16 protein-coding genes and 3 pseudogenes are annotated in these 24,223 nt (G+C 50.9%); 6 read left to right on the top strand and 13 right to left on the bottom strand.

Features of this window, described 5'->3' with window-relative positions; translation table 11 throughout:
* Positions 1-2 precede the first annotated feature (2 nt).
* Positions 3-1,268, bottom strand: a complete 1,266-nt coding sequence (locus F4555_RS01650; RefSeq protein ID WP_004012953.1) for an ATP-binding protein — start codon at positions 1,266-1,268, stop codon at positions 3-5.
* A 505-nt stretch (positions 1,269-1,773) separates the two neighbouring features.
* Positions 1,774-2,766 (bottom strand): DUF5692 family protein, encoded by a 993-nt coding sequence (locus F4555_RS01645; RefSeq protein ID WP_004012955.1) that lies wholly within the window; start codon positions 2,764-2,766, stop codon positions 1,774-1,776.
* Positions 2,767-3,069: 303 nt separating this feature from the next.
* On the opposite strand from F4555_RS01645, the gene F4555_RS01640 reads away from it, so the two are divergent.
* Positions 3,070-3,762: a low molecular weight protein-tyrosine-phosphatase gene (locus F4555_RS01640; protein ID WP_103758887.1), complete on the top strand. Its 693-nt coding sequence runs from the start codon at positions 3,070-3,072 to the stop codon at positions 3,760-3,762.
* Between the two features lie 8 nt (positions 3,763-3,770).
* On the opposite strand, the gene F4555_RS11500 is transcribed toward F4555_RS01640, so the two are convergent.
* From F4555_RS11500 to F4555_RS01625, 3 genes are all read right to left on the bottom strand, one after another.
* Positions 3,771-4,202: an Abi family protein gene (locus tag F4555_RS11500; RefSeq protein WP_350449061.1), complete on the bottom strand. Its 432-nt coding sequence runs from the start codon at positions 4,200-4,202 to the stop codon at positions 3,771-3,773.
* Positions 4,203-4,244: 42 nt separating this feature from the next.
* The gene (locus F4555_RS01630) at positions 4,245-5,135 is read right to left on the bottom strand and encodes an Abi family protein (protein ID WP_115325526.1); all 891 of its coding nucleotides are present in this window, start codon (positions 5,133-5,135) and stop codon (positions 4,245-4,247) included.
* Positions 5,136-5,256: 121 nt separating this feature from the next.
* Positions 5,257-6,273 (bottom strand): IS1249 family transposase, encoded by a 1,017-nt coding sequence (locus F4555_RS01625; RefSeq protein ID WP_147286463.1) that lies wholly within the window; start codon positions 6,271-6,273, stop codon positions 5,257-5,259.
* A gap of 336 nt (positions 6,274-6,609) precedes the next feature.
* On the opposite strand from F4555_RS01625, the gene F4555_RS01620 reads away from it, so the two are divergent.
* Positions 6,610-6,828 carry a low molecular weight phosphatase family protein gene (locus F4555_RS01620; protein ID WP_036342551.1) on the top strand — a complete coding sequence of 73 codons (219 nt, stop codon included), beginning with the start codon at positions 6,610-6,612 and terminating at the stop codon, positions 6,826-6,828.
* A gap of 159 nt (positions 6,829-6,987) precedes the next feature.
* Positions 6,988-8,334: a sodium-dependent transporter gene (locus F4555_RS01615; protein WP_004017134.1), complete on the top strand. Its 1,347-nt coding sequence runs from the start codon at positions 6,988-6,990 to the stop codon at positions 8,332-8,334.
* A gap of 251 nt (positions 8,335-8,585) precedes the next feature.
* Here F4555_RS01615 and F4555_RS01610 read toward each other — a convergent pair.
* The 6 genes and pseudogenes from F4555_RS01610 to F4555_RS01580 form a co-directional block, all read right to left on the bottom strand.
* Positions 8,586-9,538, bottom strand: a pseudogene (locus tag F4555_RS01610) (cation diffusion facilitator family transporter).
* Between the two features lie 505 nt (positions 9,539-10,043).
* Positions 10,044-14,912, bottom strand: a complete 4,869-nt coding sequence (locus F4555_RS01605) for a GA module-containing protein (protein ID WP_147286464.1) — start codon at positions 14,910-14,912, stop codon at positions 10,044-10,046.
* A 469-nt stretch (positions 14,913-15,381) separates the two neighbouring features.
* Positions 15,382-15,979: pseudogene (locus F4555_RS11015) on the bottom strand (IS3 family transposase); the annotation flags it as partial.
* A pseudogene (locus F4555_RS01590) lies at positions 15,961-16,206 on the bottom strand (transposase); the annotation flags it as partial. The pseudogenes F4555_RS01590 and F4555_RS11015, both read right to left, overlap by 19 nt.
* Before the next feature lie 351 nt (positions 16,207-16,557).
* Positions 16,558-16,806, bottom strand: a complete 249-nt coding sequence (locus F4555_RS01585; RefSeq protein WP_004012968.1) for a cation transporter dimerization domain-containing protein — start codon at positions 16,804-16,806, stop codon at positions 16,558-16,560.
* Positions 16,807-16,867: 61 nt separating this feature from the next.
* Complete coding sequence (locus F4555_RS01580) at positions 16,868-19,087, bottom strand: SagD/YcaO family ATP-dependent cyclodehydratase (RefSeq protein WP_115325530.1); 2,220 nt, start codon at positions 19,085-19,087, stop codon at positions 16,868-16,870.
* Between the two features lie 324 nt (positions 19,088-19,411).
* Here F4555_RS01580 and F4555_RS11010 point away from each other — a divergent pair, with 324 nt between their 5' ends.
* From F4555_RS11010 to F4555_RS01565, 3 genes are all read left to right on the top strand, one after another.
* Positions 19,412-20,566: a prolyl oligopeptidase family serine peptidase gene (locus F4555_RS11010; RefSeq protein ID WP_249289393.1), complete on the top strand. Its 1,155-nt coding sequence runs from the start codon at positions 19,412-19,414 to the stop codon at positions 20,564-20,566.
* A 328-nt stretch (positions 20,567-20,894) separates the two neighbouring features.
* Positions 20,895-21,908: an ABC transporter substrate-binding protein gene (locus F4555_RS01570; RefSeq protein ID WP_115325531.1), complete on the top strand. Its 1,014-nt coding sequence runs from the start codon at positions 20,895-20,897 to the stop codon at positions 21,906-21,908.
* A 10-nt stretch (positions 21,909-21,918) separates the two neighbouring features.
* Complete coding sequence (locus tag F4555_RS01565) at positions 21,919-22,692, top strand: ABC transporter ATP-binding protein (protein ID WP_004014799.1); 774 nt, start codon at positions 21,919-21,921, stop codon at positions 22,690-22,692.
* 11 nt (positions 22,693-22,703) lie between these two features.
* Here F4555_RS01565 and F4555_RS01560 read toward each other — a convergent pair whose 3' ends face one another.
* Both F4555_RS01560 and F4555_RS01555 read right to left on the bottom strand, forming a co-directional pair.
* The gene (locus F4555_RS01560; RefSeq protein ID WP_004017488.1) at positions 22,704-23,450 is read right to left on the bottom strand and encodes a methyltransferase domain-containing protein; all 747 of its coding nucleotides are present in this window, start codon (positions 23,448-23,450) and stop codon (positions 22,704-22,706) included.
* 8 nt (positions 23,451-23,458) lie between these two features.
* The gene (locus F4555_RS01555) at positions 23,459-24,217 is read right to left on the bottom strand and encodes a class I SAM-dependent methyltransferase (RefSeq protein WP_004012975.1); all 759 of its coding nucleotides are present in this window, start codon (positions 24,215-24,217) and stop codon (positions 23,459-23,461) included.
* Between the last annotated feature and the right edge of the window lie 6 nt (positions 24,218-24,223).

Raw genomic sequence — 24,223 nt, 5'->3', positions numbered from 1 at the left:
ATTCATGAGGCGCTATCGGGGTGTGTCCACAGGCTAGAAATCGGCAGCAGGTAGTTTCCGGGGGCAATCTTGAGGCTTTGTTCGCCAAGATAGAGCACGACTCGCGCGACTACCCGGTCGCCGGGGATAAGCTGTTCAAGTTTAGCGAAGGTACCTTTGGGCACGCTCAGGCCAGATTTCACCTCTACCAGAATCAGCCTGCCATCTGGCAGTTCGATGACAATGTCAACTTCCTGGTCACGGTGGCGATAATGATACAGGTCAAAAGGACTGGCGGTCCATTCGCGTTGTTTACGCAGCTCCCCGGCCACAAACTGCTCGGTGAGCGCCCCGAAATATTCCATGCCTCCCACCAGCCGGGATTTCTCTACCGTCATCCCCACCGAGACAGCAGCCAAACCCGAATCCACCAGACTCACCTTGGGACGACGTATCACCCGTTTACTGATACCCACACCCCAAGCCGGCAACGCTTCTACCAGGTACATCGCATGGGCTAAATCGAAATAACCTCCCAGGGTTTTCTCCGAGACACCCAGATGGCGAGCCATTTTCGCCGCCACGTATTCGCTGACGCCCTCAGCGGCAAGCAGTCGCAGCAACTGGGGCAGTTTTCCGGGAAAATCCCCACCCGAAAGTTCCTCGGCATCCTTGGTGACTATGGATTGCAGATATCCGTTGAACCAGCGTTGTCGCGAAGCCGGGGTGCGACGCGACAAGGCCAGGGGGTAACCTCCACTGATAATGCATTCACGAGTGGCTTCCGGGGATTCGGCCTGGATCCTGCCCGGCGCTCCGGCCAGAATCCAGGAGACCCAGTCCTCCGGAGTGCGACGTTGCTGTAATTCCCCCATGCTTAGCGGACGTAAAGTCAGTATTTCTGCCCGCCCCGCCAGGGAATCCCCCGTGGTTTTTAGCCGCAAAAAATCCGCCGACCCGGTGATAAGGAATTGCCCCGGTCGCCGGTTTCTATCAACCGCCATTTTCAACGCCAGCGTGAGCGTGGGTTCGCGTTGCGCCTCGTCAAGCACCAGCAGCCTCCCCGGAGCTTGCCCCACGAAACCACGCGGGTCACTTCGCGCCAAGGCCGCCACATCTGTGTCATCGAGAGAGACACTCCAAGCATCACACCGCTCAGTCACCTGCCTTGCCAGCGTGGACTTCCCCACCTGACGCGCCCCTTGAATCACCACTATAGGTGATTCATCCAACATCTCCCCCAACAGACCGGAACAATGGCGTTTGACCTCGGTATTCAACGTGAACATAGCCTAAATTATACCCCATGATTCCGGATTTACCATCCTAATACTTCCAGATTTACCAGCCAATAACTTCGAGATTTACCTACGAAAAATTCCGGATTTACCACATCATAGGTTCCAGATTTATCGCCTTATCCCTCCCAGTTTTACCCGGCTAGCGGGAGCGCAAGTTCCGGCTAAAAGTAGCGTAGAATTACGGGTAAAGGTTGCACAGAACCTCGACTAACAGTAGGCCGGCACCAGTTTTTGCCGTAAAAGCACTCGACACAGTTTTTGCACATTTCGCTACCGCAGGTGACTCGGTTTATGTTTTCATGAGGCGCCATTCGGGGATTTACGTGTAAATCTGTGGCAAGCGCCTCATGAAACAGGGGAAACAGCGAGGAACAGACTTAGATGACCTTCACGACCCCTACCTCTACACTGCGGCTTCGCCGCTTAAGGCGCGACGTCGGCGACGGCAAATCGTTACTGTCGCTTAACCACCTTCGCACTGCGAGCGCATGGCTCACGCGGCTTTAGCCGCTGCCATGCGCCGACTCATGGCCTGCTCGAAGTCGCGGGTGCCCTTGAAGACCTCGTGCAGCCACGGGTTCACACCCTGCTGCTTCGCGCGGTACAGGATATAGCCCAGCGCCAGGATATTCGCCACCAAAGCCACCAGAGACACCCACAGGTTCACCTGCGGGTTATTCACCGAGTTAGTCGAAAACACCGAATAATCTTGGAATACGGGAACCACCTGGGCAAACATGCACCAAATCGCCAGGGTGTTCGCTCGGTTTTGAATCCAGCCACCCTTGTTCCACAACGCATTCGCCACCGTCGGCGCCAACAACAACGCGAAACCACAATACCAGGCGTGGGTCGGCAGACAGTTATAGGTGTAACAGAAGTTCCACAGGTCGTAGGACACGATAAACACCCAGGTCATATCCGGCCACAACATATCCTTGTTGCCTTTAGAAGCATAAATCCCGAACCAGCCCGTCATACACAAAATGTTGAGCAGCCCGGCAATACCGTTGAACACATTGTGCCACCCACCCATCAAGGTAATACCCTCGACCGAAACAAAAGTCGTGCCCCAAGCACGAATCGCGCTTTCAAAATCGGAGGCCACCGCTATCAAGATGTTAATTGCCACAATCACGAAAGGGAAACACTTGAACCAGTGCGCTTTACCCAGGCTCCCCCAGTGGTACTTCAACACCATAAAACCGATACACCCGGCCGTCGCCGCATAGAGTTTCGCATAGTGGAACCACGAACCCATGTGGATATACGTGGGGTTATTCAACGCCCAATCTGCGCCCATGGCCGCACCGACATAAATCGCCACGAAGTACACCGTCAGAATCGCGGGCACCACCAGGAAACAGAACACGCCGCCCCACTTGGAACGCCGGGCGATTTCATTCATAACAATCAAACCGACAAACACCATCACCCAGCCAATCCACTGAAAAATGGCATTTTCACCGTAAACATCGAACAACATAAGGGCTCCTCCTTTGCAGCTCCCGAATCTTGTTTACACAATTCTACGATTTGTAACACCTGACGCCAGGGACTTTGGGACTATTCAGGCTACGTGGCAGAAATCCGGGAAAATTTGAGGGTGAGGCACCACTATTTTGGCTCCCACCCTCATTTTTTCACTAATTTCTGCCAACATGGTTTTATCAATGCCAAATCCCACGATTCACGGGCAAACCCCTGGAAGGAACGCTTCCAGTCCAGGACAAGCGCCTCATGAATCCGGAGGAACAAGGCCAAAGAAACCATCCGCTACACTTAGGCTATGCAGATTTTGGTGGTGTGTACGGGCAATATTTGCCGCTCGCCCATGGGCGAGATTGTGTTGCGGGAATACTTGCAACGCGAGGGGCTTAGCGCCCCGAAGGCAAGGCATAACACAGAACCTGGTATCCCGGAAGGCGGGCTTGGCACCCCAGTGGTCAAGCCCAGCACCCCGGAAACAGGTCTTAGCGTCCCGGAAGTAACCGTGGCCTCGGCCGGAACCTCGGACGAGGAACACGGACACGGCTTGGATCGTCGCGCCGCACAAGTATTGCGGGAAGCCGGGTATCCGCTCCCCCGCGAGCACTTTGCACACCGCGCGACTGCGGCCGAACTGCGGGAATCCGGGTTGATACTGGCCATGACCGTGGGGCACGCGCGCTTGTTACGGGGAATGCTGGAGACTGCGGGTGAAGATACCCGCAAACTCCACTTGTGGCGCGAATTCGACGGGACAATTCCCTTTGCGCCGGGCGGGGTTTTCGGGGAAGGCGGAGTGCTGCCAGCGCCTCATGAACCCGGCAAAAACCCCACCCAACGCCCCAAACGCAAGCATTATTCCGACCAATACAGCTCGGATGGAGACTACGACGTGCCCGACCCCTGGTACGGCGGCCTCGACGGGTTTTACGACACCCTCACCGTGGTCGAAGCCGGCGCCACCGGCATAGTCAAGTACCTGCGCCGCCGCTAAAACGGATTCTATTGAATCCCACACGCGCACCCTTCAGGGGATAACAACGCCTTCCAGTCACGAGGGAACCCCAGATGAGACCGCCCCATATACGGTTGATACAGTTGGATTATTCCTTCTAATCGGCTAATCTCTTTTCGCCAGCTATGCTGATTGGGATGCATCCGGGACAGCATGTAGAGCTGCGAAAAAAGACTGTTGTCCATTTTCCAACGGACATCTCTAGGCTGGCGGGGTACAGTGGTAAAACGCCAAAAATAAAGCCTAGTGTAGTGAGCACACTTGTTCCGTAGCTCGGTAAAGGCACGCAACCACGATTCGAGTTGTTGATCTCCCGTGTTGAAAGCAACTCTAGCGATACGCTTGCGATCTTGGCGCTTCAAATCTGCGTAGGTAAAGGACAGCATACCCGTTGAAAAGAATTCGATAATCACCCAAATCGGGAAATGCCCACCAGTATGAAACCGACTTTAAACGCCGAATTACCAATCACCCAACCAAATCTGGCTTTCTTTCCAACCCGATTGAAGTCCCATACGCGTCTGGTCAATCGCGGGATGTTCTGCCAGCAGATCCTCGAAACGCTGCGGCCAGTGCGTGCTGGGTGCCACGCGACGCAACAAGTACCGCAGAATCATCACCACTGCGCCAATCTTGCGGGAATCGATTTCATACGGTTCATGCCACCGGGGGTCATCGCGCGGAATCATTGGTTGCGTGCCTAGCATACGGTTCCACAAACGCCCGTGATGAGCACAAATATTGCGCACTGTGTTCAACGTCATCAGCCAGGACTGCAACACTGCAGGCGCTACCCCAAGGTGAGCCGCCACCCGCCGACGAACCTCCACCGGAGCACCCCTATACAGCGTCAAAGTCATCCCAAAATCCATCAAATTAACCAGCATCCGGTACGGAGGCAATTTGTGTTTATCCCCATACACGTCACGAAAATGCACGGCGAAAGGCTCACGCGACCGCAAAAAAGCATGCCTACATTTATTCAAGAAATCCTCATGTTTGCTGCCACTAAGCCTGGGAAGACTGGTCGGATCTAGGTAGCCAAACGGTCCACCCGCCTCGGAAAGCAGATACGCCATCTGAGTCCGGATAAAAACCTCGACCCGTTCCACGGCATCGAACACAACCAGCCGTAGCTGCCGGTCAAAAACGTATGTTTCCCAAACCTTGTCCAAGGTAGCCCCGGGACGGAAAACATCACCGCTCCTAAACGGATACGTATAACCACTCAGCCGGTAATAACCCGTATCAAAAAGCCTTTGTAACAGCGCTTCGCGGTCAGCCACCAGCCCGCGTGTCAACAACAAGTCAGCCTGTTGCTCGAAACTCAGGTGCTGCTTCGTATACTCCACGTTGCCTCCAGAAAAGTAAAACCGGCCGTTGAGCTTGAATCAGAGGCCGGCCGGTGTACTGCTACTACTGTACCCCATATCCTCGCGTACATGCACAGTTTCGCACCCACCAATAGTGGGGTTACCCTTGTTTTGTTGGCATTAGTCTTAGAAGTTCTGCGGGGGATTCCGGGGACTGAGTATGCAGGTAGCACCACCAGGCTATAGCGCGGAGTTGATGGTTTATTCCCATACCACGATGCGCCCTAAGGACGCTTCTTAGCTGCGTGTTTACTCCGCCTTCGATAGGGTTATTAGTCCTTGGCAGACACCCAACTCTCTCATTGTCGGAGTATAAATCTGGTTCCAGAAACGTGAACATTTCACCTTTCTTGATAAGGCGTATTAGCAGGTTACGGGCTTTAACCAGTCGTTCATGAGTATCAACATACTTCCCCGTGTCCGTAAGAGTTTTCTCGGCCAAGAAATCCTCATACTTCTTCGTCCAGGTATAGAAATCTACTATCCACTTGTCCCTGTCTATAGTGGTCTTCACGGCTAGAAGTTGTTTAGCCAGCCGGTAGAGTTCCCTACCAGCAGGACTTTTTGACTTGGTAGAAGTGTAGGACTTGATGTTACAAAACACGTGGAACAGGCATCTTTGTACTCTAGTAGTTTTCCAGCACGCCCGCCTGGCCGAGGCGAAGCCCGTGCCGCCATCACATAGCATTAGCTGGGGTGGGGGTATCTTGCTGAGCAGGTCTTTATAGGCCTGTGTGGTTTCTTTCCGGGCAATATGCCACCCCACCACGTGCCTATCAGAGTAGGCTATCAAAACCACCACAATCCGGCGTAGATATATTCCATCAACATGAATAACACGGTGAGCCTCCCCGTCCGGAATCCAGATTGGCCATAATTCCCACAGCCTAGCGGATTTCCGTCTGAACGTGCGGCCTTGTCCTGGTAAGTCGCGGTGAGTGTTTTTACCCAGGATAAACTCCAGGAAAAACGTTAAGTCCCGTGCTGTCACATCGTTGCCCCACCGGCCAGTAATCCGGCATTCTGGGCAGCGCCAGCGCTGCACTCCGCGTTTATCGTGGCCATTCTTCACCATTGGTTTCCCACACTCGGGACAAGCTTTCCTATTCGTTTTCATACCCACCAGTATGAAACCGACTTTAAACCAGACTTTCCCCTGCTACACCAACAAAAAACCCGACCAAAATCAACACTAACTGTCCAACCAAAAAGTCAAGTCCAAACGACTTTTATCCCATCTTCCCTTGAAACACCAACGAAAAACCAAGAAAAAATCAACACTTTCTGTCCACTAAGCCTGAATTTGCTGTTCAAGTGGCAGTGGCGGCTTCAGCTCCACGGATTTCCTCCAGACATGAACGTCTCCCCTGGGACACATCGTTGAGAGGTGCGGGGAGTCCTGTTATTTAAATATTACCAGAGACTGCGAACGAAAAGAACCGTAGGGTTTTCAGTGCGCGAGCACCCCAGACAAGCGCCTCATGAACCCGGCAAAAACCCCGACCACCCCAACAAACCCGGCAAACGCACCCACTATTCCGACCAATACAGCTCGGATGGAGACTACGACGTGCCCGACCCCTGGTACGGCGGCCTCGACGGGTTTTACGACACCCTCACCGTGGTCGAAGCCAGCGCCACCGGCATAGTCAAGTACCTGCGCCGCCGCTGATTGGGCGACTTCATGAGGTGCCATCCGGGAATCGGGACGCAATTTCTGGGATTCCGCTCAAATTTATTAGTATTTAGTGCGATGCGTTGGCGGCAGATTCCAAGTGGCCACTCATGAACCGAGACAACCACCCGCCACGCGGAAAGTAAAGGAACAGCCTTGGAAAACCGAGACACCTCGTTAGCCCCCCACGCACACCGCTTCGCTACCCACTGGGGTTTTATTCTGGCCTCGGTCGGGTCAGCCGTCGGCATGGCCAATGTCTGGGGTTTTCCTTATAAAATTGGCAATAACGGCGGGGGCACGTTCCTGTTGATTTATATTTTCTTTGTCCTGCTGTTTACCTATGTCGGCCTGCCCGCCGAGTTCGCCAACGGACGCCGGGCGCGGACCGGGACACTGGGGACGTATCGGGCGGCTTGGGCGACTCGCGGGGACACGGCCGGGAAGATTGGCGCTGCCCTGGGGTGGCTGCCACTCGCGGGTTCGCTGTGTATCGCGATTGGTTACGCGGTGATTGTGGCCTATGTGGCCAAGGCTCTGTTCGATTCCCTGACCGGGGAACTAATGGGCGCCAACACCGAAAAATGGTTCGAGGGCTTCGCCTTGCAGGGATTCTCGGTGGTGCCCTTTCACGTGATTGTGGTGATTGGCACGCTGGTGACCCTGTTCCTGGGGGCGAAAAGCATCGAGAAAACCAACCGCATCATGATGCCGGTGTTTTTCGTGATTTTTGTTATCTTGGCGGTGCGGGTGGCGTTTTTGCCGGGCGTGGCGCAAGGGTACTTGTTCATGTTGACTCCGCGCTGGGAGGCGCTGGTAAACCCCACCGTGTGGGTGTGGGCCATGGGTCAGGCCTTCTTTTCGCTTTCGATTACGGGGTCGGGCATGATTGTTTACGGCGCCTATCTACCTGACGACGAGGACGTGGTAAAGGTTTCCCAGCGCACCGGGTTTTTTGACACGCTCGCGGCGGTGGTCGCCGCCTTGGTGATTATCCCGACTTGTTTCGCTTTTCAAACCGACGTGGGGGCGGGCCCGGGCTTGCTGTTTGTGACGCTCCCGGCGATTTTACAAAGCATTCCTTTGGGGCAGCTGTTCGCGGTAATCCTGTACGTGGCCATGATTTTCGCGGGCGTCAGTTCCTTGCAAAACATGTTCGAGGCCGTGGGTGAATCCTTGTTGCATCGTTTTCCGCGATTTAACCGCCCGGCGGTGCTGGTGGTTTTGTGCGTGCTTGCTTTGGGCGCGGGACTGGGCATGGAGGCAATCACGTCTTGGGGTCCGTGGATGGATTTGGTCTCGATTTACATCATCCCGATTGGGGCAAGCCTGGGGGCTATCACCTGGTTTTGGGTGATGCGCCGCGAGGAGTTGCTCCGAGCCATCAATACCGGGGCAGCGCGTCCCCGGGGCAAGTTTTGGCTGACGGTGGGGCGTTTTGTCTATGTGCCAGTCGCGGTGGTGTTGTGCGTAATTGCCCTGTTTGGCCACGTCGCGTTCTAGTGGGTTCGCGGCTAGGGGCTGCGGCCTGTCGGTTTAGGGTTTGGGAACTAAGCGGGAACTAGCTTTGCGCGTTCGCCGTTTAGCGGGTGTTTTACACGTTTACCATTTAGCGGGTGCTTTGCCCCTAAGTACTGCTGGCTCGAGGCAGGAACCTGGTAGGTGACGCTCTGCTAACCTGATAGGCTCCGCTATACTGGTAGGTTGCACCCTGTTAGTTGCGCCCCGTTAGGTTTGCGTTTTAGATTCGTGCGTTAGATTCGCTCTTTCCAGTGGTGAAAGTCGGCACGGGACTCGGGTTCTAGCTGAACCATGGTGTAATAGATGGAAATTCCGTGGTGGTGTTGCAGACAGTTCTCAATTTGTCCCAGGATTTCCACGGTATGCCCGTCGTGGAAGCATTTGTCCTCTAGGATGACGTGAGCCGTCAGCACTGGCAGTCCCGTAGATACCGTGGAGGCGTGCAGGTCATGTACCGCCACTACGTGGGGTAATTCGAGTAAGTGTTCGCGGACTTTTTCCAGGTCTAGTTTTTCCGGGGTGGCCTCCAGCAAGATTTCTCCTGCCGGGCGCGGGATTATCACCGCGCGGGGCACGATCAGGGCGGCAATTACCAGGGCTGCTACCGAGTCGATTTGTACCCAACCTGTGAGTTCCACCACGATGGCGCTGATGATTACCGCCGCCGAGCCTAGCGAATCGCTCAGAACCTCCAGGAAGGCGACTCGCAGGTTGAGGTTGTTTTTTTGGCACTCAGCAGGATTGTCAGGCTGAGCAGGTTTCCTAATAGTCCGATAATGCCCACTGCCAGCAGCATTTCCGCGCCGATTCGTTGCGGTTCCACCAGACGTTTTATCGCTTCGATGGCCGCGTATACGCCGATGAGGATCAGCAGGAGGGACTGCAGGGCGGCGGAGATTACTTCGGCGCGTCGCCACCCCCAGGTGCGCCGGTCGGTGGCCGGGCGGTGCTGTAAGTAGGCGGCTGTAACCGCTAGGGTCAATCCCGCGCAGTCTGTGAGCATGTGCCCCAGGTCGACCAGTAGGGTTAGGCTTCCGGTCAGCGCTGCCCCCGCTAGTTCGGCCAGCATCACTGTGAGGGTGATGGCGAGGGCGACGGTTAGTCGTTTTTTGTCCGCGCCTCCGCCGTGATGGTGGGAGTGGTCGTGGGTTGCATTAGGGGGTGTTGCGCTGCGGGGGGGGAGTATTGCCGGGGGACGTTTGGTGAGGGTTTGTTTTGCGGCGGTTTTCCCATGGGTGAGGTTTTTCTTTTTGGCTCATAAGCTCCCTTTTATTCTCAATAACCGGGTGAATCCTGACCAGTTGGCAATTAGTAAATCCAGGTTATTGTATATGAAACGTGGCTGAATATTCACTGCGAGCCACCATTTTGAATCTCATTATCGTTAGTAAGCCTGCTGCCCCCAGCTTACCCCTCCCCACGACGAGCCAAAACCCCCAAAGCGACCCAGCACCCCCAAGGCGACCCAGCCCCCCCAGCCCGCCTGACACCAGGGGTTACAGGCTCCCGGCGACCCCATGGGAGGGGTCGCCGGGAGCCTGGGGTGCCTCGAACAGGCAAGGCACAAAACCAGGAAACACCCGAATGTGTTACTAACTGAACGTGCCACCACCTGATTGCGCCACAAATCGTGGCCTACTAACTTCAGCCTACCTACCGTGGCCTACCTACCGTGGCCTACCTACTGTGGCTTACATACTGTGGCGAGGATTCCTCCGGCGGCGAGTCCCCCAGAACAGTGCCGTGCCGACGGTAGCCATTACCGCAGCCAACAGGGAAAGCAGGGAGGCGTTGCAACCGGTTTTGCTCAAAACTTCCGCCGCTTCCCGACCCGGGTTGTCGACTTTCAGGGGGGTATCCGCGTGCGCCAGTTCCGCCTCAGACTGGGCGTCGCCCAGAGCCTGACGCGCATTCGCCAGGTTGCGGGTGGCGTCATCCACCTGAGACTGGGTAGCGTCGGGATCCGCAGCGACCTTCTTAGCTTCCACCAGGGCAGCATCGAAATCAGCCAGCCCCTTGGCTTTAGGCTCGTTGCCCTGCAGTGCCGGGGAGGAAGCAAACGCGGTTTTCACCGTATCATTACTGTTCACGCCCGCCCGCGTCCCGCCGGGTTTACCGGCGCCGTGGTGCGAATCAGCCTCCGCCTTTGCTATCTGTGACAGCAGGTCGTGCTTGTCCACCGGCAGCGGGTCGCTACCGGTTGTTTTCACCTGCGAATCCGGGCTGGGGCTCGGATCCGGTGTCGGGTTTTCTCCCGAGTCTGACGAGAAATCCGGGCTCACCCACGAACCAGAATTAGCCTCCGGGCTGGGGGTAGAATTCGGGCTGGGGGTCGGATCCGGTGTCGAGGTCGGGCTCGGGGTTGTCCCCGAACCAGGATTAGCCTCCGGCGTCGGGTTTCCTGTCGGCTTTGGCGAGGAATCCGCACCATCCAGCCCGTTTTTCGCCTGGTTGATGGCCTGGATAGCCTTATCTACATCTGGCTTCGTTGCATTGGGGTTTTGCAATACTTTCTTGCCCTCGGTGATGGCTTGCGTATAGGCGTTTTGCTTGCCGGGGTTAGAGTTAACATACTTGGTAGTTTTCTCTACCGTGGGTGCCTCATTAACCAGTTGCTGCAACGCAGTCTTGTCAACTTTCGGTTTGTCCACGCCGCCCAGGGCGTCCGCAGCGTCTTGCAAAGCCTTGGTGTATTTTTCTACCTCGGTGGAATCGGCATTCTGCCCCGTGTCCTTGTCATCCAGATTGGTGGCATCCCCTAGGGCTTGGTCAAATTTATCCCGCTTATTGTCTGTGTTATTCCGGTAGTCGGGGGTCTGGGTGAGTTTGCCCTTCTGAGCATTCACGCGTCCGATGAGGTCGTGGAAATCCTTCATTTTGCCGTCGAGGGTTTTCGCTTTCTCCACCACTTTGTTGATGGCTTCCTTAAACTTAGCCACGTTTATGCTGTCGTCTTGGGGGTCGACCGCGCCGTCAAGAGTGTCAACCTCCTGCTGCAAAGCATCCTTTTGCGCATTGTTAAGGTATTGCAGTTTGCCTATGTCATCCTTTGCCCGGTTTCGGTTTTGGGCAAGCTCGGCATCGGTCAGGATACCATCCACCTCGGGCAGTCCCGTTGCATCCTCGATCCGCTTTTTGAACTTCTGCGCCTCATCGGGTGTGAGTTGGCCGCCGTTTTGCAAATCGCCAATCTTGTCTTTAGCCTTTTCCTTCGCCTGATTTTCTTCTTGCTTTGCCTGTTGCTCTGCCTGTTCCGCTGTATGCGTAGCCTGGTCAGGGCTGCTACCAGTGCCAGGGTCGGAGCCATAATTGTTGTCATCAGCCGTCTGCTGGTTTGTCGTGCCCTGGTCTTGCGCCTGTTTCAGGATATTGTCCAAGGTGTCCGGGGAAGTGCCGCCCGGCGTAGTACCACCGCCGGTACCACTAGTACCACCGCTGGTGTCACCGCCACCAGTACTCCCGCCGCCAGTACCGCCAGTACTGTCGCCGGTAGTACTCCCCGTACTGCCACCGCCGGAAGGAACTTTGGTATCCTGCACCTGTTTGATAAACTTTTGCTTATCCTCGGGCTTGAGCTGGTCATTATTCATGATTTTATCAATGACCTTCTGCTTGTCCGACTCGAGCTGGGAATCCTGCTTCTGCTTATCCCCCGTTTTATCATCGTCTTTTTGCTGCTTCTCCTGGTCAGTTTTCTGCTTAGTAACAGCCTGATTATCTTCCTGCTGCTGCTGTTTTGTGTCCTGCTCTGCCTTTTTATCAGCCTCCTGCTGCTTAGTATTAGCCTCCTGCTGTTCTTGCCGGGCAGTATTGTTAGCATTCTCGCTTTGCTGTTTCTGCCACTCTGCAGCATGGTCTTGCTGCATCTGCTTGCCAGCCTCGTTAGCCTGCTGAACCAGCTTATCCACGTCGCTTGGTTTTTTAATATTATTTATATCATTCTCATGGTCTTTCTTAAACTTATTGACATCTTCGTCAGGAAGCATGTACCCCTGTATTACCTTCGTAATGAGTTCCTTCGCTTGCTCCTTCAGGACATCCGGCTTAGGCTCAGCAGTATCGGACACAAAGCAGTCGTCTTTGTGAAGAGTAATCATTTCACTCCACGTATCAGAACCTGAAGACCATACTATTCCAATGGTATTATTTAGATAATGTATGCGTGCGATTCCATCTTTCCCATTTTCACCGCTTTCACAATCGCCAAGTTCTAACGTAGAACCATTTTTTACTTCCCATTTACCATAGAAGTCACACAACTGCAGGCCAAAATCGTCAGAGTTAGGATCTATCTTTTTCGTGAAGTTATCCAGGAAACCGGGAGCCTTATTAATGGACTCATCAGTTATGGGAGCATGCCCTGTATTCGTCTTCACTTGCCAGTTGTCTTGAATAAATTTCCTCTCAAACCTTTGCCAATCCTCCTTCGTCGGGTGTTCCACATCAGGGATAGCGATCTTGGTGAGATTGTATTTATATCCGCCACTTCCCGTGCTAGATGGTTTTGTGCTCGGGGGATCGGCTTTGGGCTGCGCATACACCAGCAAATCGTAGCCAACGGTGGTCGTGGAACCATCCGCGAAATGCACCGTCATCTGTTGGGTGTTATTATCAAAAGTAAACGCGCTATCCATATTCCCATTTAGGAAAATTTTCTCATCCCCTGATTTTTTGACGTTTGCCGCCCAGACTGCCCGTTTTACCTTTGCTATATCCTGTACGCTGAGTTGACTGGGGTCGTTCACCGGCGTGCGCGTGGGGTACGCGAGCTTCGCGCGCTCGGCGAGGTTTCCGCGCGCTACCACTAGCTTCGCCTTATCATCGAGCTTATCGCGGGAAGGAAAATCCGGGGCGTTATCCCGGTAGACGATGGTCGCGCTACCATCATCGCCGATTTTAATGATTCCACGTTTTTCCGCGTCCTCCGCGCTAGTAGGGTTGCCGATAGCGCCCATGAACCCATCTGTACGACCCTTATTAGCCTCAAGGATGCGTCCAATCAGTTGTGTTTTTTCCTGCGGGGTTAATTTTTCAACCTTATCCACGGGTAGGGGCAACGACGGGTAGTAGGGCGTGAACCGTTCCGCTAGAGGAACCTGTTTCCGCACCAGGTATTTGCCCTCCAGTTTCTTAGTGGAAGAGGTGCCAACCGTGTCGTTAAAGGTAACAGTAGCATTGCCTTTCTCGTCAACCGTGACCTCCTTGATACCATTTTTGTTGTTATCGTTCTTAACCTTCTGGTTAGCGTCCTTAACCGCTTGGGCGACTTTCTGCCGTTCTTCCGCAGTTAGCTTTCCCGGGTTTTTGACGGTAGTGGCAGGCGGGTAGGTAACCTCTGTGCGATCCGCGAGAGGCACATAGCGCCTAGTCAGATTCTCCTTCACTATGGTGTCGACGGATTTATGATTAGTGGAATTATCCGCATAGGTGACCGTCACGCTGCCATCCTGGTTGATTGACACGGCCTGGCCGAAATCCTCCAGGGTGGGCTTCTGGGGATTCTGGGGCATACCCTTGAGGTGTTTCAACACGCCAGTATTATTCTGGTTAGCCTCCCACAGGCGTTTCAACACCTCCTGGCGTTCAGACCCGCTCGGGTTCCCAAAATTCGCCACCGGCACTTTTTCTTTCGGATAGTTAAGCTCTAATTCTTGAGCGTATGTCGCCAATGTCGGAGCCAGCACGGTTTTACCGGCCGTGTAATGCCAGTTACCCGCCACCTGGTACACGCCAGCGGCAAACTTCAGCGGCGTATTCTTGTCTATCACCTGAACTTTAAAACTGATCGTGAACCTGGTGTTTCCCCGGCGCTCCCAGTTGATAATCAAATCATGCGTAGCCCGGCCATAAGCCTGTGAAGTGCCCATGGTGCCACCGGATTGGTTGTAATGCGTCCCCTCGCCGGTCATGCGCTGCCAGTTCCACTCAAAGTTCTTGCTTGCATTAGCATCATTACCATCATTGGTAAACCAGAAACGGCTATTCGATTGCACCCATTTTTCTTTGGAGTAACCGGTAGACTTTTCCACTGTTTGAGGCCCAGTGTGTTTATGGGTTAGCTCCTCGTATTTGATTAAAGAAATCTGGTCGCCAACCAGCCGGGTATTCTGTGGGATACCACCCCACCAGAACGGGCGGGCGCCCCACCAGTAGTTGTGATTATTAAACTGGTACTGAACCAGGTAATACTGTCCAAAAGTCTGCCTATCGGCGCTAGACTTGTTCGTGTTAAAGTGTTCATCGCAGGGCTCGAGTTTAATATCCACATACCTTTGAACCCTCATCGAAGAATCACGATTCGCATACAGGTAGCTGCCGTCAGGAAAGTTAAACCCATTAGCCCACGCCTGGCGTGCGGGCACGCCAGTCCCACTCACCAGCACACAGGCTAAAACCGCTGCTAAAACCAGCCGGGGGAAACGTGAAAGCACGCCAAACCCCAGACCTCGGGAACGCCTGTGCGCCACCGCACCAGCCGGCGAACCAAAGCGTCGCGACCGCAACGAGCAACCATCAGAAACATGCGCAGCACCCCTGCCAGGGTCAGACTCTCTAAACATTTGACTCTTCACCCACACATCTCTACCTATATGTTTACCTATAGTTTTCACGAACTCTGTGGCGGTAGACCCCGGCAAAACCCTCAGCCTATACCACGGTGAAAATGCTACCCCCCCCCGCGAGGAAGCTCAAATATGTAAACACAAACCCTATCGGCGCAGTCCCAGCTCGCTATCCCCGTTATCTCGCGTATTTCGCGTATTTCGCGTATCTCGCGTTACCACCTATCTCGCGCCCGGAACCCGCGCCGCATAGTTCGCGGCCAAAATCCCGTTGGTACGCCGCGGCTCACGCCGCGAGCCACCCTGGTCGCGCTGCGACCACACTGGTCACGCTGGGGGTCGGCCGTCCCGGCCTCCCCGGAAGCACGTCCCTTAGTTTCAACCCCGCCCCCGGCGGCCATTTTCCCCCAGCCGCCATTTTTCCCCCAGCCACGCCAGTGAAGCGTCCCAGGTTTTGTTCCGCTTCTTATACGGGGGTCAGTTCTCTGGCTCGGTGTTGATTATGGTTTGTGGTGAGTTCCTCGGGGGTGGCGTAGCCGAGGGATTCATGGAGACGCTGGTGATTCCACCAGTACACCCAGTTCAGGGTCGCCCATTCGACTTCGGTACATGAGCCAGGTCTGGGAGTAAATCAACTCGGTTTTGTATAGCCCGTTGACAGTCTCGGCTAGCGCGTTATCGTAAGAATCCCCAATAGTTCCGGTCGATGATCTAATCCCTGCATCTGTTAGTCGTTGACTGTATTTAATGCTTACGTATTGACAACCATGGTCAGCGTGATGGATTAAGTCCTGCCAGATTGTCTTTAGCGCAGCCTATCGCCTGTTCTAGAGCCTTTAACGGCAACGCCTCAGTGGCATAGTTGACCTGGTAGCCCAGCCCACAATCTTGCGTGAATACACGTCTGTAACAAAAGCTGTGTACACGAAACCCGACAAAGTTCTGACATAAGTGATATCCGCGACCCACAGCCGGTTCGGCGCGTTGGAGCTGAACCGGCGTTGAACCAAGTCCGGGCGTGTATCCGGGCGGGGTGAAGGCCGGGTAGTAACCGGTTTACGGCCTCCAGACGTCGTATCTCGGCAGACTCCTCTCGAGTGACCCCGGATCTCTCGCCCTGATCTATTTCAGCTTGATTCACCCAGCGGCGCAGTGATTCCCGGCTGACACCGAGTTTCAGTCCGATATCGCTGATAACCGCCCATCTCGAAACCCCAGAATCGTCTCGAAGCCGGTCAAACACCAGCCCGACAGCACGATCCCTAAACTCCTGCGAATAATTCCTAGGCATAAAACAATCCTCTCAAAAAACCTAGGAACAAAACTTGGGACAATTCAACCACTATCGTTATTGCTCACCGACTCGCCTCAATCCGCATAGCAGAACAGATTGTTCTCTTGGATTCCGGGCAGATAGCAGCTGCTGGTACTCACGCAGAATTGAAAAACAACGATTTGTACCGAAATCTTCTCGGGAACCAAATCCAGTGAGCCCAATGCCAAACGCAAGTGGTGCGATTTCGGCTACATCTTCGCTATATATGACGGCATGACCGAAATCGCACCACTTACGACAAAAGCCGTCCCAGCCAAATCCAGCAGAGTCAGAACCAACCGGAACCGAACAACCGACCCCCAGCGGCTACACCTGTTCCTTCCAGTTGTGGAAGTCCGCACGCGAGGCCGGCTCCAATTGAATCGTGGTGTGGTAAATCGAGATTTCGTGGTGATGCTGCAGACAATCCTCAATCTGACCCAGGATTTCTACGGTGTGTCCGTCGTGGAAACACTCGTCTTCCAAGATGACATGCGCGGTTAGCACCGGCAACCCCGTGGACACGGTGGAAGCATGCAAGTCATGCACCGCCACGACGTGTGGCAATTGCAGCAATATAGCGCCTAGCCTATAGAAAATTCAACCTGCCCATTTCGCTACGGTCGGCAAGAGTAAACTATGCGTGCGGCATAGGAAATATATTCATCTCAGAATCTGATTTAGGAATTTCAAACCATCCTAAACGAACAGCTTCATCTGCCACAACATTATTTCCTAAATATGGAAAAGCGGCAGGTGTGTTACCTACAGTACCAGGTATAATTGTTCTGACAACTTTCCATCCGCAAGATGCTACGTCAGGGGAAGTTATGTCGACTACAATCACCCGCATCCCTCGACGCGCAATTTTACTAAGATAAGTTTCCAAACGGCTATCGGGGAGTTGATTTATAGAATCTATATCACGCGAAGGGGGCAGATCTAAAAGCGGCGCTACTTTTTTGACAGCGCGAGGGTCAAGGTATAATTCCTGTTGCACCAAAAGATCATCTACATCTTTTAAATCTGAACGAAAATCGTCTAAGTAATTGCGATCTAGACGCCACCTCTTGTAAGAGCGTCCCGGGAGTAGGCCCTTGTTAATAGCCTGCCAGTGTGTCCCATTGGGGTTATTAAGATCGTGTGCTCCCTCTTGAAGAGTTAGAGCTTCACTCCATGCTTTAAAAGCAGCTTCTTTGACGGTCGAACGACAGGAAAACCCAATATGCACCAGCTTAGAAGTATCATTATGCACGACACCGGCCACTACAGGAATTCCAAAAGTATTGTCTAAATGAATCAGGCTACCACGAAGAGTTTCTTTGACTCCATCAAACAAGTCGCTAAAGTGTCCACGTAAGTTGATGTGACTAAGAGGGTAAGCATTAAGCCACCAGACCATCGTCGCGTGACGTTCTATGATTTCACTAATTCCAGATAAACACGCTTGCTCAAAAGTAGTTCCTGCCGCTACACCTGCGAATGCCGGAAAATTAACACGAGGAGATGTTGCATATTGTTTAGAATACCAATTTACATATACCATAGAAGCAGGAACAAAAATAGGTGAATCATCATCTAAATATCTGCCTTCTACCCACTCAACTGGTAAGTCCCTGTCAAAAGGAGTAAATGGAAAACCGTGTTGCTTATACTGAGACGAGGAGAATAATACCAATTCTCCGGGATTCAGTACCGGTATTCCACGTTGCGATAGCGCCTGATACGACCCCTGTAAAACTGGCTTAAGGTCTATTAGATTCGAGCAATAGCGCTCTATAGATTCACCAATAGCTGCCTGCCGTGTATCTAAAATCAGCCTGTCCTTTTCTGTCTGACTCAAACTATCGGGTATCAATCGAGAACCTTGACAAAATACAGTATTTAGATACCCACCGATTCTGCGTAAATCGCATGTTCGGGCTTGAGTCGTGTGTAGCGTTTTAGGCATATACGATGTGTGCTTTACCTTAGAAATGTGTTTAACAATGCCGTAATCGCTATCGACCACAAAAGTCGACGGGTGGCATTGCTCTATGTTGTTGGCAGTCATAATAAATTTACATGGTAGTGCTGCATGTACTTCCAATTCACCTGCTAAAGATATCTTCCATATGGTATCAACACTGGTGTTTTTTTGTTTATCTACTTCACATTTAGCTATTGATTTTAGTAGCTGAGCAGCTGATTCAAATACGCGCTGCGAAGTTCCAATATATTTGATAAAATTCCCCCACACTGATGCACCCAATTTTGCTTGAAAAGCCTCTATTTCTACGGAATTCGCCTTTTTCCGAACAAGAGAATCTTCATATGAAGCACCGACGCCTTCCCATATAACCGGACCTATATTTAAAAGCGTTGCTTCGTAATCAATTATTATTAGCGAAATACACAAACTTGATATATCTGAAATCGCTTCTGAAAATACCTGTGGAGACTCCTCTCCTCGACACGCTACAAGAATTATGTCATTATTGAACGCGCTATATGCACATTCTCGAATTGAGCTTTCGAGATAATTTGCTACAACCCCTTGTTCACGCAAACAACTAGTAACCTTTAGTGCAATTTCAGGACATCCACAGACGAGGATTTCCGGCTCCTCTAGTCTCTCTATGCTGGTCTCTGCTCCACTAGGTAGCAGTTGACTTATCTCCACGAAGCAGTCGTGCTTGGATAACGCTGCTGCAAGATTCGCACCAAGTGGATTTTCTGACTGAGATTGCTCCGCTTCAGACAACGCCTGAGCAATCTCTGGTGCCCCCATGAAGAGCACTAAATCAGTGCCATCGGCGCAGGTTAAGAGACTTCTTTTACAATCAAGCGGACGCAACTCCGCACAAATTCCCCACATATTTTTCCTTACAGACTGAGTACCTTAATAAGGCGGGGCTAGCCGGACGAGCTAGCCCCGCCTCGAAACCACACCTCGGGCTATTTCCACGCAAAGGTTTGCGGGGTTGTTCCGTGATGGCAGTGAGGAACTGCAATCTGGTCGGTTCGAATCTCCTCGATTTCAACGATTTCAAGCTTATCCATACTAATCACCTCCTTCCTCTGTTACGAGGTACAACATCCGGTTAGCCAAAATCCCAAAATTAGGTTAGCCTAACCAAGGGTAATATTTGCATATTTTCCAACCCTACGCAAGCATCTAGAGTAAAACCGGAGAGTGGAAATGCCAGTTACAGACATAAGACCAGGTCAAAGCCTTGTCAGATATGTTCGAGGAGAAATTAAGCTCTCTGACGGAACCGCCTTCTTTCCATCGTGGCAAACAACCACGCATCCAACCGTGTTCGGAGGATATTTACATGGCTGCGAAGCCTTGATTTGTGAAACATACAACGGGAAAGCGAAAATCTGTAAAACTGGAGAAATTTTCCCATCTGGGCATCATCTGCGACCGGTGCAGACATCACCTGGCGCTTTGATTGTACAGTCCGAATCGTTTCTCGACCCCCCAAGCCTTTACCGCGTGGATTTAAACACAGGCAGTGTTATCACGCTCCAGCAGAGCACCCATACCAGCAATCATCTAAACTGTCATTGGATTACCGTAGCCAAATCCCAAGACGATACCCCGATTCCTGTAGACTGCTACGGCACGCCTTCCGAGTCGCGCCCCACAGTTGCGTTTGTTTATGGAGGGTTTATGCAGACCAACCACAGTTTTTACTCCCATGAAATCCGCCGATTCTGGCTTGATCAAGGATTTAACATTGCACTCATACACAGTAGAGGGGGCTACGAGTACGGAAAGGCATGGCATCAAGCGGGAACCCAAAACAACCGTTACCTAGTAAGATCAGATGTGGTCGCTGCCCTCCGTCAACTACACAAATCGCAAATTTGTGACCCCAAATTCACCTTTCTTCACGGAATGTCTCATGGAGCACTCGTTGCGGCGTTAACCACTATTTATCACCCAGAGCTTGTCAGCCATGTAGTTTGCCGCGTTCCAATTAGCGCAACAAAAAATCTCCCATCAACAGAACAGGGAAAAAATTGGATGAAAGAATATGGAGACCCCCGTACGCAAGACTGGGAAGAGTTCATGCAAAAAGAGGATCCACTGTGCTGTCCAGCCGCGAGGGGCTGCTTAGCCAACACATCTTGGCTGATTACCGGCTACAGCTCCGATGTCATAACCGGTATTTACCACGCGGATTGTCTGGCGGCACGAGCGGAGAGCCTAGGCGGTAAAGTGACATATTGGCGTTACAGTGTCGAAGGAGGACATGAGGGGCCTCTCGACCCAGTGGTACGCAGGAATCACGAGCAAAGACTGTGGAAATACCTGAATTATCAAGCAACCAAGCTGTACGCATGAAACGGCTACGGGGTCAACCCATGTACGTTATCTCTGGAAACTTAGTCACTATCGAGACAAGTTGTACGCGAGAATTGCCTCTGTTTCAGGTCTGAGCAGGCCTAAGAGGATGCAGGCTTCAAAATACAGTCCTCGAACTTGACATTTTATTTAGGTTAGGCTAACCTTGTCTCGGTAGTAGCGTGAAGTCTACTACCTGCAACGGTTATTAATACATTAGGAGCGAGTTATGCTTCATCCGCAGTTCGTTGTCTGGAATTTGAAGCTTTATTCAGATGCTGCTGCCGGTTTGTGATGAGCTCGACATGACACGAAAGGAATTTGAAAAGTGAGTCCGACGAAGAAAATAGTTGCAGCATTAAGTGCAAGTTGTTTGACAGTATCGCTGCTTTCAGGATGTGCTCAAAAAGATACTACCACCACTACAAACAATGCCACAAAGGCCAAATCCGACACATCGATGCCGATGACGATTAAGAACTGTGGAGTGGAAACGACATTTGATAAGCATCCATCAAAAGTGGTGTCTATGGGCGTAACAGGATTAGCCTACTTAATTGCTGCAGGAGCAGATGAAAACAAAGTTATTGGGAGAGCTAATGAGTGGGGTGAGCAACCTGCAGAGTGGATTGGTGACAGAGCCGATAAAATTAAACTTTTGAGCAACGACCAGCTTAGTATGGAGGGCTTGGTGTCGGCGCAGCCTGATCTCGCTTATGGTGGTGGATTCAGCAGCGAGCAATTATCTCCCCAAGATGTCTCCGCAAAAGGAATACCTGCAATCGTCGATGAGTCCGAATGCCACTATTTCTACAAAGAGCAGCCTCAAAATGAAAGCTTTAACACTATTCTCAGAGAGATTGGCCAAGTTGGGAAGCTACTTAACACTTCTGAGGTAGCAGACAAAACAGTCAAAGACTTAAAAACTCAACTCGATAAGATTAAAAAAGATAATCCTGGTAATGGAAGAACTGTTGCCTATGCGTACTATTATGGAGACGCCGATGAGGATTTATTTAGCTACGGAAACCAAGGTGTTATTGGCGAAATTAACAACGCATTAGGTGTCAAAGTTGCGATTGACCCGAATTATCATCCTCACCAAGGAGCCATCGCAAAAGAGGCTTTCGTGAAGTCAGATCCGGACATGATTTTTGTTCTTACGGGCATGGGCGGAGCAACGAAGGAAAGTACCATGGCAAGACTAGAAAAGATTCCAGGTTTCAAAGACTTAAAAGCTGTGAAGAATAACCAGATATTTTATGCCGAATCGGCTATTGGCTATGCTTCACCGTCTGCCATATATGGCACGATTGAACTAGCAAAACAAATCACCAAGTAAGGCGCGTGTTATGGCTGATTTCCCCCTTAGTTTACATCAGGTATCTATCCGCTTTGGCAATTTTATTGCGGTGGATGAGGTATCGTTTGAGATACCTGAAGGTAGGATAGTTGGGATAGCTGGTCCCAATGGATCTGGTAAAACAACATTACTTAGAGCAATGTTCGGTGCTCAACATGTTAACGAGGGGGAAATCAAGGTCTTTGACAAGCCGATTGACACATTACGAACCTCCGAGATAGGTCGCAAAATATCAGTTGTGTCACAATTTGAAAACACCACAGACAGGATGAGAGTGTGGGATTTAGTCTTGCTGGGTAGGTCGCCACATAGGCGTGACACCCAGGGATACTCTAAGGAAGATATGATGATAGCTAGCAATTCTCTGGTGGAAGTTGGAATGTTTGATGCTCGAAATCGTTATGTTGATACTCTTTCAGGTGGTGAGCGTCAACGCATACTGATTGCACGATCTCTAACACAACAAAGTTCATGCATGCTACTCGATGAACCGACTAATCATTTAGATGTGAAGTATCAACACCAAATTTTGGAGTTAATTCGCAGAGTGGCGAAAACAGCTGTAATAATTCTGCATGATTTGAATTTGGTTTCCAGATATTGCGATGAAGCAATAATATTAAGTCGTGGTAGGGTTCATTGTAAGGGGAATCCGAATGAAATTCTTAATACTCACCTCATTAATGAAGTGTATTCAGTAAATGCGAAAGAAGTAGTAGATGACGGTGTTAAACAATTTGTTTTCAGTGGAAATATAAATTAATATAACCTCTTTTATACTCGCACAGCTAAATAACCTTCAAAGTTTAGAAACCTGATTATCGGCAGAATTTTTTGAAATCCTGCTTCATGGAGTAGGTTTAGCATGACATGCTGTGGTTCCGGTTTAATCACACCGTAAACACTCTCAGATTTAGAAAGAACGTGACTTGGAGATAATCCATTGGATATTTTGAATCTGTTATACATCACAGAAGATAAATCCTGAAAAAACGAATCCTCTTGTAATATTTTAGTGTACAGAAAAAACGCACCTCGTTCTTTTAAACTATTATATATCTTACTGAATAATGTAAGTTGAGTCGTTTTGTTTAAAAACTGGCTAGTAAGGAAGTCCACAACATAATCGCAGGTTTGAAGTTCGTAATCTACAATATCTCCCAAGATTATTTCAATATTGTCAAACTGTTTACAGGATTCACGAGCTTTTTCAACCATCTCTATAGAATTATCTATACCAACCCAATTTACTGACTTGGTACGCGAATTGTAATTTGCCAATTTGGTAATTAATTCACCGGTTGAGCAACCCAATTCGTAAGCGAATCCTCCAGGTAGGGTAAAGCAAGAAGCAATTTCTGCTGCCATTCTGTGCCCGTGATCATACAGAGGAACAGACTTACGAACATGAGATACAAACGAATCAGCAACACCATGTTCAAAGCTCCAAGTTCCATTAGTAACCTGAATATCTACATCTACTTGGGCGCCAGACTGCGCAGGTATCTCATAATTTTTCATAGTACAACCTACTTTCGCTGATAAAGTCTAATCATATTTGGCGTTTTATTCGTAAGTGAAATCTTGCCCCATGAACCATATGCTTGTACAAAGTCAAATCCTGCTTCCCCTGCCATTGTATCTAGTTGTTCTGTCGTCCAATAATGAGATGCTGAAGTGTGTACTCTCGGTGTTTCATTATCTCTGAGAAATACATAAGTATTTAACAACAGTTGAGCATCCAAATTTCTCATTTCTCCGGAAAGCACCGCGAGACCTGTATCCATACCGGCAATCTGCAAAGTTCTATCACTAAATTTATATCCTTCATAGTGCATACATTCTATGACAAACAGTCCGTGATTATTTAAATGCTTGTTCACAGATTCAAAGCATCCTCTTACTTTTTCTTCACTCAATAGAGCATGCAAACCCCAAGATACAAAATATACTAAATCAAAATCTTTGTCTTTCAACTCAAATTTTTCTGCATTTCCTACTACCACTTGCACTGCATTTTTTTGATCGTTCTTCTGGAGATAACTGAGCATCGCTGTTGATGAATCTAGTCCAGTAACACGCATACCGCTTTCTGACAACGGTAATGCAATTCTACCGGATCCTACTCCAAGTTCTAGCACTTTTCCGTTAGGCGCTAGTTCCGAAAGAAATTTCACTGCGTCGTTAGTAGTTGGTCGATAAGCAAAATACTTCTGCCAAAGATTAGCCCATTCGTCTCCATATATATATTTATTCATTTCTTCCAAATTCGGTTTCATAAATAACATTTTATC

The organism is Mobiluncus mulieris (assembly GCF_014204735.1).
Lineage (GTDB): Bacteria > Actinomycetota > Actinomycetes > Actinomycetales > Actinomycetaceae > Mobiluncus > Mobiluncus mulieris.
The sequence above is the reverse complement of the archived record's forward strand: the minus strand, read 5'-3'. Positions and strand labels throughout refer to the sequence as shown.

Bases quoted from the DNA above. Each gene is read 5' to 3' on its own strand.
- F4555_RS01650 (WP_004012953.1), bottom strand. From the start codon at position 1,268: ATGTTCACGTTGAATACCGAGGTCAAACGCCATTGTTCCGGTCTGTTG.
- F4555_RS01645 (WP_004012955.1), bottom strand. From the start codon at position 2,766: ATGTTGTTCGATGTTTACGGTGAAAATGCCATTTTTCAGTGGATTGGC.
- F4555_RS01640 (WP_103758887.1), top strand. From the start codon at position 3,070: ATGCAGATTTTGGTGGTGTGTACGGGCAATATTTGCCGCTCGCCCATG.
- F4555_RS01625 (WP_147286463.1), bottom strand. From the start codon at position 6,273: ATGAAAACGAATAGGAAAGCTTGTCCCGAGTGTGGGAAACCAATGGTG.
- F4555_RS01605 (WP_147286464.1), bottom strand. From the start codon at position 14,912: ATGTTTAGAGAGTCTGACCCTGGCAGGGGTGCTGCGCATGTTTCTGAT.
- F4555_RS01580 (WP_115325530.1), bottom strand. From the start codon at position 19,087: ATGTGGGGAATTTGTGCGGAGTTGCGTCCGCTTGATTGTAAAAGAAGT.
- F4555_RS11010 (WP_249289393.1), top strand. From the start codon at position 19,412: ATGCCAGTTACAGACATAAGACCAGGTCAAAGCCTTGTCAGATATGTT.
- F4555_RS01565 (WP_004014799.1), top strand. From the start codon at position 21,919: ATGGCTGATTTCCCCCTTAGTTTACATCAGGTATCTATCCGCTTTGGC.
- F4555_RS01560 (WP_004017488.1), bottom strand. From the start codon at position 23,450: ATGAAAAATTATGAGATACCTGCGCAGTCTGGCGCCCAAGTAGATGTA.
- F4555_RS01555 (WP_004012975.1), bottom strand. From the start codon at position 24,217: ATGTTATTTATGAAACCGAATTTGGAAGAAATGAATAAATATATATAT.